12 protein-coding genes and 1 pseudogene are annotated in these 13,574 nt (G+C 59.9%); 9 read left to right on the forward strand and 4 right to left on the reverse strand.

Annotated elements, in window-relative coordinates:
- Positions 1-30 precede the first annotated feature (30 nt).
- From ACQZ40_RS06015 to ACQZ40_RS06040, 6 genes and pseudogenes are all read left to right on the forward strand, one after another.
- Positions 31-297 (forward strand): annotated as a pseudogene (locus ACQZ40_RS06015) (hypothetical protein); the annotation flags it as partial.
- A gap of 201 nt (positions 298-498) precedes the next feature.
- Positions 499-1,527 carry an adenylate/guanylate cyclase domain-containing protein gene (locus tag ACQZ40_RS06020; RefSeq protein WP_125145898.1) on the forward strand — a complete coding sequence of 343 codons (1,029 nt, stop codon included), beginning with the start codon at positions 499-501 and terminating at the stop codon, positions 1,525-1,527.
- 153 nt (positions 1,528-1,680) lie between these two features.
- Entirely contained in the window at positions 1,681-3,039 is a 1,359-nt protein-coding gene (locus ACQZ40_RS06025; RefSeq protein ID WP_174044191.1) for an esterase-like activity of phytase family protein, read from the forward strand.
- A 124-nt stretch (positions 3,040-3,163) separates the two neighbouring features.
- Positions 3,164-3,511, forward strand: coding sequence for a YunG family protein (locus ACQZ40_RS06030; protein WP_174044188.1), 348 nt, complete (start codon positions 3,164-3,166; stop codon positions 3,509-3,511).
- Between the two features lie 146 nt (positions 3,512-3,657).
- Positions 3,658-4,005 (forward strand): hypothetical protein, encoded by a 348-nt coding sequence (locus tag ACQZ40_RS06035; RefSeq protein ID WP_078054072.1) that lies wholly within the window; start codon positions 3,658-3,660, stop codon positions 4,003-4,005.
- Between the two features lie 155 nt (positions 4,006-4,160).
- On the forward strand, positions 4,161-4,793 hold the full coding sequence (locus ACQZ40_RS06040) for a DapH/DapD/GlmU-related protein (RefSeq protein ID WP_448747572.1): 633 nt from the start codon (positions 4,161-4,163) through the stop codon (positions 4,791-4,793).
- A 45-nt stretch (positions 4,794-4,838) separates the two neighbouring features.
- Here ACQZ40_RS06040 and ppx read toward each other — a convergent pair whose 3' ends face one another.
- From ppx to ACQZ40_RS06060, 4 genes are read right to left on the reverse strand one after another with little or no spacing between them, the layout of a single operon-like run.
- The gene (gene ppx, locus ACQZ40_RS06045; RefSeq protein ID WP_003520777.1) at positions 4,839-6,362 is read right to left on the reverse strand and encodes an exopolyphosphatase; all 1,524 of its coding nucleotides are present in this window, start codon (positions 6,360-6,362) and stop codon (positions 4,839-4,841) included.
- Positions 6,359-8,662: an RNA degradosome polyphosphate kinase gene (locus ACQZ40_RS06050; protein WP_423748604.1), complete on the reverse strand. Its 2,304-nt coding sequence runs from the start codon at positions 8,660-8,662 to the stop codon at positions 6,359-6,361. The genes ppx and ACQZ40_RS06050 overlap by 4 nt, the downstream gene beginning before the upstream one ends.
- Positions 8,659-9,387 carry a DnaA regulatory inactivator HdaA gene (gene hdaA / locus ACQZ40_RS06055; protein ID WP_448747573.1) on the reverse strand — a complete coding sequence of 243 codons (729 nt, stop codon included), beginning with the start codon at positions 9,385-9,387 and terminating at the stop codon, positions 8,659-8,661. The genes ACQZ40_RS06050 and hdaA overlap by 4 nt, the downstream gene beginning before the upstream one ends.
- Before the next feature lie 2 nt (positions 9,388-9,389).
- Positions 9,390-10,547, reverse strand: a complete 1,158-nt coding sequence (locus tag ACQZ40_RS06060; protein WP_065654058.1) for an AI-2E family transporter — start codon at positions 10,545-10,547, stop codon at positions 9,390-9,392.
- A gap of 244 nt (positions 10,548-10,791) precedes the next feature.
- Between ACQZ40_RS06060 and ACQZ40_RS06065 the strand changes: the two genes are divergently transcribed.
- The 3 genes from ACQZ40_RS06065 to purN all read left to right on the forward strand — a co-directional run bounded on the left by ACQZ40_RS06065 (position 10,792) and on the right by purN (position 13,454).
- A complete protein-coding gene (locus tag ACQZ40_RS06065; protein WP_448747574.1) occupies positions 10,792-11,586 on the forward strand; it encodes a class I SAM-dependent DNA methyltransferase in 795 nt (264 codons plus the stop codon).
- A gap of 123 nt (positions 11,587-11,709) precedes the next feature.
- A complete protein-coding gene (purM, locus tag ACQZ40_RS06070; protein ID WP_448747575.1) occupies positions 11,710-12,783 on the forward strand; it encodes a phosphoribosylformylglycinamidine cyclo-ligase in 1,074 nt (357 codons plus the stop codon).
- Complete coding sequence (gene purN, locus ACQZ40_RS06075; RefSeq protein ID WP_338810238.1) at positions 12,780-13,454, forward strand: phosphoribosylglycinamide formyltransferase; 675 nt, start codon at positions 12,780-12,782, stop codon at positions 13,452-13,454. Before purM ends, purN begins: the two co-directional genes overlap by 4 nt.
- Positions 13,455-13,574 lie beyond the last annotated feature (120 nt).

Raw genomic sequence — 13,574 nt, forward strand, 5'->3', positions numbered from 1 at the left:
CGGCCCGCCGCTTTCCACGCCAACGGCCACGTCGTCGGCCGCTATAATCGCGACCCGAAAGGCATGGGCTGCGGCTTGAGCGGCTGGAGGGAGAACACTCCCTTCGACGTTGATGGCCGCACCTGCGCCGCCATCATCTTCGCCCGCAAGGGAGAAACTCGGTTCGACCGGGCCTGGATCGACGGCAACCGGCTGCGTTTTTCCGCCTTCCCCGTCAAATGGTCGAACCGCTCGCCAAATGACCGGCCGCAATCCCCGCTTGAAACCGTCTATTACAGAACATCCTATCAGGCGTAGAACGGCGGCAACGCCGATTTTGCTGCAACAGCGCAACAGCCTCACCAATCCTTCATGCAACCTTACCGATTGCTCACTTTTTGCGGCGCTTTTTCCACATTAATGTCGCATATGACCTGAACAGAAGCTTCGACCGAAGGGAGCGGCCTGCCCTTCTTTCCCAAGACCAAAGCCTCCCCTTCCCGAGACCCAAGAACCGACATGAGAAAATTGCTGCCCATTCTGGATTACGTGGTGCTCTTCGTTGCCGTGGCCGGCAGCGGCGTGGCCTACGCCTTTCTGGAATATGGCGGCGGTGCATTGATTGGCGCTACCTATGCGCTGTTTGCCTGCGCACCCATCCTCGCCTTCGAGCGTGGTTATATCATGCCCGGCCTGTCGCGGCAGGTGAGCGCCCTGCCGACGCCGGCCTATATCGCCGTCGGCCTCGTCATCTATGCCATCCTCGTCTTTTGCGGCTTCGGGCTTGGCGGCACGATCCTGTGGTTGAGCGGGATATTTCCCGGCACCTGGAAACGCGCCGTCCATGCCGAGGTGCAGACGCTGATCTTTACCCTCATTGTCTGCGGCATCATCGTCTTCATCATGCGGGTGCGCGAGCTTCTCGGCCGCGATATCTTCATCGACCTCATCCTGGGGCGTTACCGCCGGCCGGTCAGCGAAGACCGCGTCTTCATCTTCATCGATCTCGTCGGCTCCACCTCCTTCGCCGAAACCCATGGCGACCTGAAGGCCCAGGAATTTCTCGGCGAAATTTTTGCAAGTTATGCCGCACCGGTCAGAAAACACGGCGGCGTCATCGACGACTATATCGGCGACGCCGCCATCATCACCTGGCCCTATCACATGGCGATCCGGCGGGCGGCCTGTGTGCGCTGCGTCTTCGATATTCAGGCGACCATTGAAAACACCCGCGACATGTGGCTCGCCCGCTTCGGCGAGGTGCCGCGCCTGCGCTTCGCCATTCATGGCGGGCCGGTCATCACCGCGGAAATCGGTGTCGATCACCACAAGATTACATATTTCGGCGATACGGTGAACACGACCTCAAGGCTCGAATCGCTGAGCAAGATGCTCGGCCACCCGGTGCTGATTTCCGCTGATCTTGCCCATCAGCTGGTGCTTCCGAAGGGCGTGCGCAGCGAATATCTGGGCGAACATGCCGTCAAAGGCCGTGGCCAGACGCTGGGCGTCTGCACGCTCAGCCAATATCAGGCGCCCGCCGCATAAGGGCAATCGACGGAAAAAAGCCGTGCGGCCCATCTGCCGACGATGGCCGTCATCAAAATTCATCAAAGCTTCAAACGGCAATCACCTGCCTGTCATGCGACGACCCTATCGCGTCAATCCTGTCTTCAACATGTATTGAGAGGGGTCTCCATCATGAAGCACATTGTTTTTGCACCTTTCGCGGTTCTCGCGCTCGCCGGCGCGGCACATGCGGCGGAAAAGGAGTTTCCGGCAAAGCTCGTTTCGCACGCCATTCTGCCTGCCAACACCATGATCGCCGCACCTGCCGATGCGCCGGAGCACCTCAAGACCTCCGCCAAATTCACCACGGCCGACCGTAAGCGCGCCGAGGGCCTCGGCACCGTGCCCGGCAAGGACGGCGTGCGCCTGACCGGCCTTTCCATGCCGTTCAACGGCCAGCCGATGCAGGGCTTTTCCGGCATCAGAGCGATGCCGGACGGCAGCTTCTGGAGCCTTTCCGACAACGGTTTCGGTTCCAAGCTCAATTCCAGCGACGCCATGCTGATGCTTCACCATCTGAAGTTCGACTGGGACGCGGGCAAGGTCAACGCGCTTGAAACCGTCTTCCTCTCCGATCCCGACATGAAGGCGCCCTTCCCCATCGTTCTGGAAGGCTCGAGCAAGCGTTACCTGACGGGTGCGGATTTCGACGTCGAATCCATTCAGCCGGTCGCTGACGGTTTCTGGGTCGGCGAGGAATTCGGCCCCTACATTCTGAAATTCACCCGCGACGGCAAGCTGACCGATGTGATCTCGACCAAGGCCGGCGACATCGAGGTGAAGTCTCCCGACCATCCGGCTCTTGCCCTGCCCGGCAACCCCACGCAGAAAATGCCCGCTTTCAACCTGAAGCGCTCCGGCGGTTATGAGGGCATGGCGCTCTCCAAGGACGGCTCGAAGCTCTATGGCCTGCTGGAAGGCCCGCTCTACATGGCCGACGGCCAGGTGGAAAAAACCGAAGACGGCGCGACTGCGCTGCGCATCATCGAACTCGACACCGCCAAGAAGGCGTGGACCGGCCGTAGCTGGCTTTATCCGCTGGCGGAAGGCGGCGAGGCAATCGGCGACTTCAACATGCTGGATGACAGCACGGCGCTGGTCATCGAACGTGACAATGGCGCCGGCACGGCCGACAAGGCCTGCGCCGATCCGAAGAAGCCGGAAGCAAACTGCTTTGCCGTGCCTTCCAAGGTCAAGCGCATCTACAAGATCGAGTTCAATGACGCCAATGTCGGCAAGGCCGCCCGCAAGATCGGCTATATCGATCTTCTGAAGATCTCCGATCCTGACAACAAGAAACGTCAGGGCGGCGGCAACGGCTATTACGACATGCCTTTCGTCACCATCGAGAATGTCGACCGCGTCGATGCCACCCATATCGTCGTCGGCAACGACAACAACCTGCCCTTCTCCGCCGGCCGTGCGCTGGACAAGGCTGACGACAACGAATTCGTCCTGCTGGAGGTCAAGGACCTGCTCGAGGCGAAATAAGACCAAGGCTGCTGTCACTTGCTTTGACGGCTGCGAATGATCCGGACGGAGCGCCCGGCAGACACAAATGTCTGCATGGCGCTCCGTTCCGATTTTCCAGAGCTAGCGGAAAAGAAGACGTTTCATGCAGGACCATGCAGAAAGACTTTATTACGCCCTGAAGAAAAGCTGGTCGGGCGAGACGAGCGGCCTCTGGTCGCGCGAAAACCCCGCCAAGGGCCAAGGCAGCGTCACCGCGCTGGTGGTACAGGATATTTTCGGCGGAGAGCTTGTCAAAACCGCTGTCAGCGGTGCCGACCATTTTTACAATATCGTCGAAGGCACCCGCTGGGATTTCACCTTCAGCCAGTTCGATATTCCGGTCGGCTATCAGGACAGGCTTGCCAGCCGCACGGAAGCCATGGCGACGATAACGCCGCTGCAATATGCCTATCTCAGCGCCTGCATCCGCAAGGCGCTCGGGCACGGCTGAGCCGTTAGCAAAAGCGCATCGCGGCACGGTGGCCAGCCAGGGTGTCACGCTCCGAGACCACGATGTCAATCTTTCCCGCAAAGCGGACACATTCCTTGCGATAATATCGCCAGGTGGAATGGTTGCACCGGCAGGAGAGATATTCGATGAGTGAAAGTTGCCCGGTCCTGACACCGGCGGAACGGCAGGTACAGGCCATATTGGAGCGCACGGGGGCAGTGATGATGGCCACCATTCACGCAGCGCTCGAACGTGCCAGCAAAGAGGTCGCTGACGCATTCCGGGCCGTCGATTCAGACATGCAGCCGCCGCCCCACGACTATTTTACCGCTGTCGCCCATCAGCAGCTCTTCCTGATGTTATGCGGGGCGGACCCGAAAACCTTCGAGGGCGGAGACCCCGAAATCGCCGGCCACATCATTCGGAATGCGCAAAACATATCCGACCACTACTGGAAGAAAACGCCTGCCGCGGCGGATGTCCCCGGCAAGTGATACATTCCGAGTGAAGACAGGATTTCGCGTCACGCGGCATCGCGCGCGATCTGCGTTTTAGAGAGGATGCCCAGCCCGGCCGGACCCCTATCGCCATTTCACGTCACAGCACCTTCATCATCGCCGTTTAAGCAGGCGCAAATCCGGAGGCTGGAATGGATTCGACCGCACAGATCAAGCGCCCGAAAATCGCAGAGACCGTCATCCATGCGACGGCGAGCATAAGAGATTCCAATATCGGCGAATGCTGCGAAATTCTGGCTGACACCTCCCTGCACAATGCCGAGCTCGGCAATTACTCCTATCTTGGCCCCCGTTGCATGGTGGGCGATGCAACGATCGGAAAATTCTGCGCCATCGCCGCAGAGGTCAGGATAGGCGCTCCGAACCATCCGATGGACAGGCCATCCATGCACCGTTTCAGCTATTGCCCTGAATATTATTCTGCGGATGCCGTGCGCGATAACGCCTTTTTCGACCGGCGCAGGGAGGACTGCGCCGTCATCGGTCACGATGTCTGGATCGGTCACGGCGTTATCGTCTTGCCGGGTGTCACGGTTGGAGACGGGGCAGTGCTCGCCGCCGGCGCGGTCGTCACCAGAGACGTGCCGCCCTACACCATCGTCGGCGGCGTTCCCGCAAAAATCATTCGCGAACGATTTTCGCGGCCCATCGCGGAAAAGCTTGCATCAATCGCATGGTGGGATTGGCCATTCGAAACGATCATGGCGCGGCTTTCCGACTTTCAGTCGAGCGACATAGAAGCCTTTTGCGAGCGCTGGTCCTAGCGGACGCAAGAACCGTCCTGTCGCGAAACAGAAACGCGCCGTTCGTTATTCGAACACGAATGCCAGCCGCTTGCCCGTCAGCTTCGCCAGTTGCTGCAAACGCCCGTCCAGCCGCTCGCCGGCGAAATCGCAATAATCGTGCGGCACGACGAATTCCAGATCGAGATCGGGATTGCCGGATTTGCGGAATTTGAGGTGGTCGACGACGCCCGGCATCGAGGCCGAGAAGAGATAGACGACGCGCAGCAGGCCGCCGAGCAATTTACCGAGTTCCTGCAACCGGTCACCCGCCATGGCGGCGAGGGGCTGCGTGGTGCCGTTGTCGTTCAGACCTTCGAAGCGATAATAATTGGCGAGCGCAATATAGGCGCGGCCGGGATGGGTGATCGCCACGAAGGAGGAATGGGCGATGATGTTGAGCGCCTGCAATCCGCGATAATCGGGATGGGCGCGCCAGCTGATATCGGCAAGAAGGCAGGCCGCCTGCCGGTAACGGCTCTCCTCTTCGGTCTCGTCAACGCCGAAGACCGGGAAGGTGCGGCCGCTCCAGTCCGCCAGTTCGCGCGCATGTTCCGGCGAGCGGGCACGCAGAATGGCAAGTTCATCGGCGGCAACCAGCAGCGGATCGGAATCCCGCTCTTCTTCAGTCAACAGCGAATAAAGATAACCTTCGCGCACGCCCTGCGCCGAAAAGGCGATCCTGGCCGGCTTCATCATTTTCAGAACTTCGCGCATGGCGATGGCGCCGAATGGCAGCAGCGAGCGGCGGTTCTTGGAGACCGCCTGCCAGGCCGGATCCTTGCTATCCCGGGAGACGATGACCTCTTCGAGAAAATTCAGCATTTCCTCCAGCGGCAATTCATAGCCCTGCATCATATGCAGCGGATAGCCCGATATCTCCATATGCAGCTTGGCGATGTTTCGCCAGGTGCCGCCCACCGCGTAAAAGGTGCGCCCCTCACCCGCCGCCAGAAGCTTGGCGAAGGATTTGACGTGTTTTCTGGCAATCGTCGCCGCTTTTTCCAGCGAGCCGTCCGACTGCTCCGACAGCCGCAGGCCGCCGAGCGGCAGGGTGATGCCCTCGCCGCAGCTCTTGCCCTTGATGTCGATGAGCTCGAGCGAACCGCCGCCCAAATCGCCGGCGATGCCGTCTGGATCATGGAAACCGCTGATCACGCCATAGGCGGAATAAAGCGCTTCCTTTTCGCCTGACAGTACCTCGATCTCGCAGCCGAGAATGGCTTCTGCCTCGCGGATGAAATCCGGGCCGTTTTCCGCCTCACGCGCCGCAGCCGTCGCCAGCACATAGAGCTTCTGCGCCTGCGCCTGCTCGGAAAGGACATGGAAACGCCGAAGCGCCATCAGCGCCCGGCTGACGCCTTCCTCATGCATACGGCCCGTCAGCGCCAGTCCCTTGCCGAGGCCACACAGGACCTTTTCGTTGAACAGCACCGCAGGCGCGCGGGAAAGACCTTCATATACGACGAGACGAACGGAGTTCGAACCAATATCTATGACGGAAACGGGGGCAAGGCCGGTCAGCCGCCCCTGTGCTTCTGATCGAGTCATTCAGCCTGTTTCTTGCGGGACGAAATCAACCCGGCAATCAATTTGGGCGCACTGGATTTCAAGGCTTCACCACGTCCGGAAAGGCTGGGATTGGTCATGAAATAGTGCTGCGCGTTGAACGGTTCTTCGCCTTTACGCACCTCGATGCGCCTCGACGTTCCGTCCGCAAGTATCTCGTAGCTCTGCTGGTTGTCAATGAGATTGCCAAGCATAATCTGTGAAAGAACCTGCTCATGCACGGTGGGATTGGTGAGCGGAACCAGCGTTTCCACGCGCCGATCAAGGTTGCGCGGCATCATGTCGGCCGAGCCGATATAGACCAGCGCCTTGTCCGACGGCAGGCCGAAACCATTGCCGAAGCAGAAGATGCGGCTGTGTTCGAGGAAGCGTCCGACGATGGATTTGACGCGGATATTATCCGACAGACCGGGCACCTGCGGGCGCAGGCAGCAGATGCCGCGCACGACGAGATCGACCTCCACGCCCGCCGCGCTGGCGCGATAGAGCGTATCGATGATTTCAGGATCGACCAGCGAATTCATCTTCATCCAGATCGCCGCCGGCGCGCCACGCTTGGCATGTTCGATCTCTTCGTTGATGTGCTTCACGATGCGGGCGCGCAGCGTATAGGGCGAAACGGCCAGCTTCATGCCCTCTTCCGGTTCGCCGTAGCCCGTGATGAAGTTGAAGATATTCGCCATGTCATGGGCGATCTTCGGGTTGCAGGTGAAGAAGGACAGGTCCGTATAGATTTTGGCGGTAATCGGGTGATAGTTGCCGGTGCCGAGATGGCAATAGGTTCTGAGCTTGCCGTCCTCGCGGCGTACAACCATCGACATCTTGGCGTGGGTCTTGAGTTCGATGAAGCCGAAGACGACCTGCACGCCGGCGCGCTCCAGATCGCGCGCCCAGCGGATATTCGCCTCTTCGTCGAAACGCGCCTTCAGCTCGACCAGCGCGGTGACGGATTTCCCGGCTTCGGCCGCATCGATCAGCGCGCGAACGATCGGGCTGTCATTGGAGGTGCGGTAAAGCGTCTGCTTGATGGCGAGCACTTCGGGATCGCGCGCGGCCTGCAGCAGGAACTGCACGACCACGTCGAAGCTTTCATAGGGGTGGTGAACCACCATGTCCTTTTCGCGGATGGCGGCGAGGCAATCGCCGGCATGTTCGCGCACGCGCTCGGGGAAACGGGCGTTGTATGGTTCGAATTTCAGGTCGTCGCGCGGCGCGCGGACGATTTCCGAGATGGTGTTGAGCGCGAGAAGACCGGGCAGAACGGCAACACGATTATCAGGCACGCCAAGCTCATGCACCACGAATTGCCTTAGCGACTGCGGCATTTCGCTGTCAGTCTCGATGCGGATAACGGAACCGCGGCGGCGGCGCTTCAGCGCGCTCTCGAAGAAACGGACCAGATCTTCCGCCTCTTCCTCCACCTCGATATCGCTGTCGCGGATGATGCGGAACGTACCGGAACCGCGCACGGTATAACCGGGATAGAGCCGGTGGATGAACAGGCCGACCACATCTTCAAGCGTGATGTATCGGATGGCGTTCTTTTCGTCAGGCAGGCGCACGAAACGGTCGAGCGCGGGCGGCAGGCGCAAGAGCGCCGTCATCGGCTCGCGGCCGTTGACGCTATCGAGCTGCAGGCCCATGGAAAAGCCGAGATTGGGAATGAAGGGGAACGGGTGCGCCGGGTCGATGGAGAGCGGCGTCAAAACGGGGAACATGCGTTCCTCGAACTCCGTTTCCAGCCAGGTGCGGTCCGCATCCGAAAGTGCGGCCGGCCGCACGATGAAAATTTCTTCCTTGGCGAGATATTGTTGCAGAACGGCGAGCGATGCCTGCTGCTCCATCTGCAGATTGTCGATTTCCTTCAGAATATCTTCGAGCTGCTCGGCCGGTGTCTTGCCGTCCGGCGTCTTGACGGTGATCTTCTGGCGCACCTGCCCTTCCAGGCCGGCGACGCGGACCATGAAGAATTCATCGAGGTTGGCGGCCGAGATGGAGAGGAAACGCAGCCGCTCCAGCAGCGGATGATCCGTGTTCAGCGTTTCTTCGAGAACGCGGCGGTTGAACTGGAGCCAGGAGAATTCGCGGTTGATGAAACGCGCCGGGCTGTCCCACAGGCTCTCGCCTTCGGTCACCGGCTGAACCTTGTTGAAGTCTTCCTGCGCGATAGCGTCCATTCCCTGTTCCATCCCCTGACCGATTTCCGTCCCGTGATCCTGCTGCATCGCGCGATCGTCCTTCTTGCCCGTATAACAGTTTGACGACGGAACTGTGACAGTCAATCGATGTCCAGTCCGCTGCCCGCTGCTGCGTTGTCCATCGCATTGAGGACCTCCGCCACCAGAGGACGTGTAATTCTCGTTCCACGCGAAAGCGCCAGCCGGTCGATACGGTCCACGATCGTCTGGGCCGTATCGAGCGAACGCTCCATTCTATTGACGATGTAACCTATGAGTTTGTCATCCATGTAAAGCTGCCGGTCGGCGAAGAGTTTCACCAGCACCTGCGCCAAAAGCCCCTCGTCCGGCTCGCCGGTTTCCACCACCGTTACGGCTTTGAGGCGCGAGCGCAGATCCGGCAGCGTCACCTGCCATGCGGCCGGCCATTGCCGGCTCGTCATCAAAAGCGTGGTGCCGTGCTGGCGTACGCTGTTGATGACATGGAAGAGTTCGGTCTCGTCAAAACCGCGCCGGTCGGCGTCCTCGAAAAGAACCGGTCCTGTTTCGGCCGCACGCGCGGCATCGGAGCCCGTCTCGGGGTGAATGTCGCGCGCGTCGCTGATATTTTTCCAGATATTGGCGAGATGCGATTTTCCCGAACCCGGCGGCCCGGCCAGCACGACGACGGGCGAGCGCCAGGTCGGCCATTCATCGACGAGGCTGACGGCAGCCGCAAGGGAGGCGGAGACGAGGAGATCATCCCTGCCGGAAGCGGACTGGTGCGAGAATGCGAGCGGCAGCTGCTCGGCCTTCGACCGGGCGTTGTCGGTTTTGATTTGGTCAGTCATCGTCAGCTCTGAGAGTCAACCTTGCCGGAGGACGTTTTCCCTTCTTCCAGGGCAGGGTTTGTGTCCCAGGGAAGGTTGGCGGCATGCCCATGGTAAAGATCGCTTTCAAGATACCGCGACAAGGCGAAGCGGACAAGCACACCGACCGCCGCCGCAGCTGGCACCGCGACGAGAAGCCCGACGAAACCGAAAAGTGCACCGAAGGCGAAAAGGGCGAACATCAGCCAGACCGGATGCAGGCCTACGCTTTTGCCGACAAGCTTCGGCTGCAGGATGTTGCCTTCGATGAACTGGCCGGAAAAGAACACGACGAGCGTCAGAAACACATAGATGTAATCCGGCCAGAACTGCACGATGGCGACGCCGACGGCGAGGATGAGGCCGACCATGGAGCCGATATAGGGAATGAAACTGATGAGGCCTGAAAAAAGGCCGATCAGCAGGCCGAAATTCAAGCCAACCAGTGACAGGCCGACGGCATAATAAACGCCGAGAATGATGCAGAGCGACCCCTGCCCGCGCACGAAACCGGCAATGGTCTTGTCCATGTCGCGGGCGATCTGCCGGACGGTATGGACATAGTCGCGCGGTATCCAGCTATCGACCTTGTCGATCATCCGGTCCCAGTCGAGCAGCAGATAGAAGGCGACCACGGGCGTAACGACCAGCAGCGACATGACATCGACCAGCGATTTGCCGGAATTCCATATCTGCGTCAGCAACGTGCCGATGAAACCGGCACCTTCGGTCAAAAGCTTTGAAAAATTCTCCTTCACGGCGTCGATCTGGCTGCTGACCCAATCCGGCAGGAGATTGGTGTCGGCGCCGGCAATCAGCTGCTGCAATGACGAGATATATTGCGGGATGCGCGTGATGAATTCCGAGGCCTGGGCGGCGATCAGCGGGATGATGATGATGAGCGACAGCGCAAAGATCAGCACAAAGGAGACGAGGATGACGACGGTCGCCATCAACCGGCTCAAGCCGCGCCGTTCCAGCCAGTCGGCAACCGGATCGAGAAAATAGGCAAGCGCCATGCCCGCCACGAAAGGCAGGAGAATGGAGCTGAAGACCATCAGGAAAAGGACAAAGACGGCAAGCACGCCGATCCAGAAAAAAACCTGCCGGCGCAGGCTCGTACCGCTTACATGGGGTTGCATCCGTTCATCCTTTATCGCCGCACCGTCACCGCCCGTGATGGAGATAGGATGCGTACATGCACATGGTCAAGACCGGCGCTTTCGCGCATGGGCAGAAGGAGGCTGCCCGCACAGCGGCAAAATCCCTCATTTCCGGCCAACCCCTCGCAACGGCAGGTTGACCGACGGTAAATATTAGACAACTATCAAATATTGCCGGGCGGGCCAGCGGCGCTCCTTCATCTCCGGCGGCCGGGGGGGCACGATGCAGAGCACCAGTGAAAATGGCATCGCGGAATATAATGCCGGTCTCTTCGATAATCCCGAAGTTGCCGAATGGTATGACAACCAGCAGCTTTACCCGGCCGAACGCATCATTCTCGACCAGTTCCGCCATGCCTATGCGGGCAAGCGGCTGCTTGACCTCGGTGTCGGCACCGGCCGAACGACGAAGCCGCTTCTGCCGCTGGTGGGAGACTATATCGGCATTGACCGTTCGCAGCCGATGCTTGCATTGGCGCGGCGCAATTTTCCAGCCGCCACGTTTCTCGATATGGATGTGCGGGCAATCGGCCAGTTCGGTGCGGAGCGTTTCGATTGCGTGCTCGGCGCGCTCGCGATTCTAAGTGCCTTCGACCATGAGGACCGGCTTGCCATCATCCATGCCGTGCGAAGCATTCTGTCACCGGGCGGGTACTTCATCTTTTCTTTTCATAACCGGCGATGGAAGCGGGCCGGCGGCATGCCGCTGCACCGCCGCTCCTGGCACCCGCGCGAGGTGGTGAATTCGCTGCATCCGCAAAGCTGGATCAACTATCTGCGACTGCAACCTTCGACACGGCGGACTCCGGAATATGCCATTCTCGCGGATCAGGCGCATCGCTGGAGCGGCCTGTTTTATTTTATCGACCTTGCCGCCCAGACCCGCCAGCTGGAAGCGGCGGGCTTTAAGATCGCCGCACGTTATGGCGAGAACGGACGGCCGATAGAGGAAAATTCCGATACGTCCAACGACGGCCTGCTCAATCTCGTCTGTCGCGCCGCGCCGCAGCCATCGTGAGCACCCAATTCGGTAAGCCCCGCCAAAGCCGTTAAAAACCGGAGCTTTTGCCACTCAAACCCTTGCATCAGGCCCCGTCCCGTGCGAATGGCGACGCCAAAGGAACCAGCGGAGACGAGAGCCATGAGCCAGTCGGGCAAGAACGGTCTTACCTATAGTGATGCAGGTGTGGATATCGACGCCGGCAACCTGATGGTCGAAAAGATCAAACCGGCGGTGCGCTCGACGCGGCGTCCCGGTGCGGATGGCGAAATCGGCGGCTTCGGCGGCCTGTTCGATCTGAAAGCCGCAGGCTTCACCGATCCGGTTCTGGTGGCCGCCAATGACGGCGTCGGCACCAAGCTGAAGATCGCCATCGATGCTGACTATCACGACACCGTCGGCATCGATCTCGTCGCCATGTGCGTCAACGATCTCGTCGTCCAGGGCGCAGAACCGCTGTTCTTCCTCGATTATTTCGCGACCGGCAAGCTGGATCCGGACCAGGGTGCGGCCATCGTTTCCGGCATTGCCGCCGGCTGCCGCGAATCCGGCTGTGCGCTGATCGGCGGCGAAACCGCTGAAATGCCCGGCATGTATTCCGATGGTGATTACGATCTCGCGGGCTTTGCCGTGGGTGCGGCCGAACGCGGCCAGCTTCTGCCGGCCGGCGATATTTCCGAAGGCGACGTCATTCTCGGCCTCTCCTCTTCCGGCGTTCACTCCAACGGCTTTTCGTTGGTGCGCAAGATCGTGTTGATCTCCGGCCTCGACTGGAACGCCCCTGCCCCCTTCGCGGACGGCAAGAAGCTCGGCGAAGCGCTGCTGACGCCGACCCGCATATATGTGAAGCCGCTTTTGAAGGCGATCCGCGAGACCGGCGCGCTGAAGGCGCTGGCGCATATTACCGGCGGCGGTTTCCCGGAGAATATTCCGCGCGTTCTGCCCAAGCATCTCGCTGCCGAAATCGATCTCGATGCGATCAAGGTTCCCGCCGTCTTCTCGTGGCTGGCGAAAACCGGCGGCGTCGAAGCGAAGGAAATGCTGCGCACCTTCAATTGCGGCGTCGGCATGATCGTCGTCGTTTCGGCCGAAAATGCCGAAAAGGTCACCGAGGTTCTGACCGCCGAAGGCGAGACCGTCTTCCCGCTCGGCCGCATGGTCGCCCGCGAAGAAGGCGCGCATGGCACCATCTATAAGGGCGCTCTCGGCCTATGATGAGCGCCGCCTTCCCGTCCGGCCGCAAACGCGTCGTCGTTTTCATTTCCGGCAGCGGCTCCAACATGGTGTCGCTGGCCAAGGCCTGTCAGGCGGCGGATTTTCCGGCGGAAATCGTCTGCGTCATCTCGGACAAGGCGTCTGCGGGCGGGCTGGAAAAGGCACGGGGCATGGGCATTCCCACGCTGGTCTTCGAGCGCAAGACCTATGCCAGCAAGGCCGAGCATGAGGGCGCCATTCTGGCCGCACTTGGCGAAATCGCGCCCGATATCATTTGTCTCGCCGGTTACATGCGGTTGATATCGGGGGATTTCATTGCTCCCTATGAAGGGCGCATCATCAATATCCACCCTTCCCTGCTGCCGCTTTTCCCCGGCCTCAACACCCATCAGCGCGCCATTGACAGCGGCATGAAGATTTCCGGCTGCACCGTGCATTTCGTCACCGAAGGCATGGATGAAGGTCCGACCATCGCGCAGGGTGCGGTGCCGGTCATTTCCGGCGATACGGCCGAAACTCTGGCGTCGCGGATCCTGACAGTCGAGCATCAGCTCTACCCGCTTACCCTGAAGCGGCTTGCCGAAGGCAAGGTTCGAATGGAAGATGGCAAGGCGGTCTCCACGGATGGCGACAGTAAAACTGAGTATTCCAACCTCATCTCCGCCTCCTGATAAAGCTATAACTAAAGTACAAAAACAATCATAATGGTATTTTTCGGAAAATAAACCGATCGTTTACCATAATCATCTTTAATGCCCGCAACGGCCCTTATTTCGGGCCCTCCGGTCATT

The sequence above is a fragment of the Agrobacterium sp. 16-172Ci genome (assembly GCF_053522725.1).

Excerpts from the sequence above, each read along its gene's own strand:
- ACQZ40_RS06020 (WP_125145898.1), top strand. The coding sequence starts at position 499 with ATGAGAAAATTGCTGCCCATTCTGGATTACGTGGTGCTCTTCGTTGCC.
- ACQZ40_RS06025 (WP_174044191.1), top strand. The coding sequence starts at position 1,681 with ATGAAGCACATTGTTTTTGCACCTTTCGCGGTTCTCGCGCTCGCCGGC.
- ACQZ40_RS06030 (WP_174044188.1), top strand. The coding sequence starts at position 3,164 with ATGCAGGACCATGCAGAAAGACTTTATTACGCCCTGAAGAAAAGCTGG.
- ACQZ40_RS06035 (WP_078054072.1), top strand. The coding sequence starts at position 3,658 with ATGAGTGAAAGTTGCCCGGTCCTGACACCGGCGGAACGGCAGGTACAG.
- ACQZ40_RS06040 (WP_448747572.1), top strand. The coding sequence starts at position 4,161 with ATGGATTCGACCGCACAGATCAAGCGCCCGAAAATCGCAGAGACCGTC.
- ppx (WP_003520777.1), bottom strand. The coding sequence starts at position 6,362 with ATGACTCGATCAGAAGCACAGGGGCGGCTGACCGGCCTTGCCCCCGTT.
- hdaA (WP_448747573.1), bottom strand. The coding sequence starts at position 9,387 with ATGACTGACCAAATCAAAACCGACAACGCCCGGTCGAAGGCCGAGCAG.
- ACQZ40_RS06060 (WP_065654058.1), bottom strand. The coding sequence starts at position 10,547 with ATGCAACCCCATGTAAGCGGTACGAGCCTGCGCCGGCAGGTTTTTTTC.
- ACQZ40_RS06065 (WP_448747574.1), top strand. The coding sequence starts at position 10,792 with ATGCAGAGCACCAGTGAAAATGGCATCGCGGAATATAATGCCGGTCTC.
- purM (WP_448747575.1), top strand. The coding sequence starts at position 11,710 with ATGAGCCAGTCGGGCAAGAACGGTCTTACCTATAGTGATGCAGGTGTG.
- purN (WP_338810238.1), top strand. The coding sequence starts at position 12,780 with ATGATGAGCGCCGCCTTCCCGTCCGGCCGCAAACGCGTCGTCGTTTTC.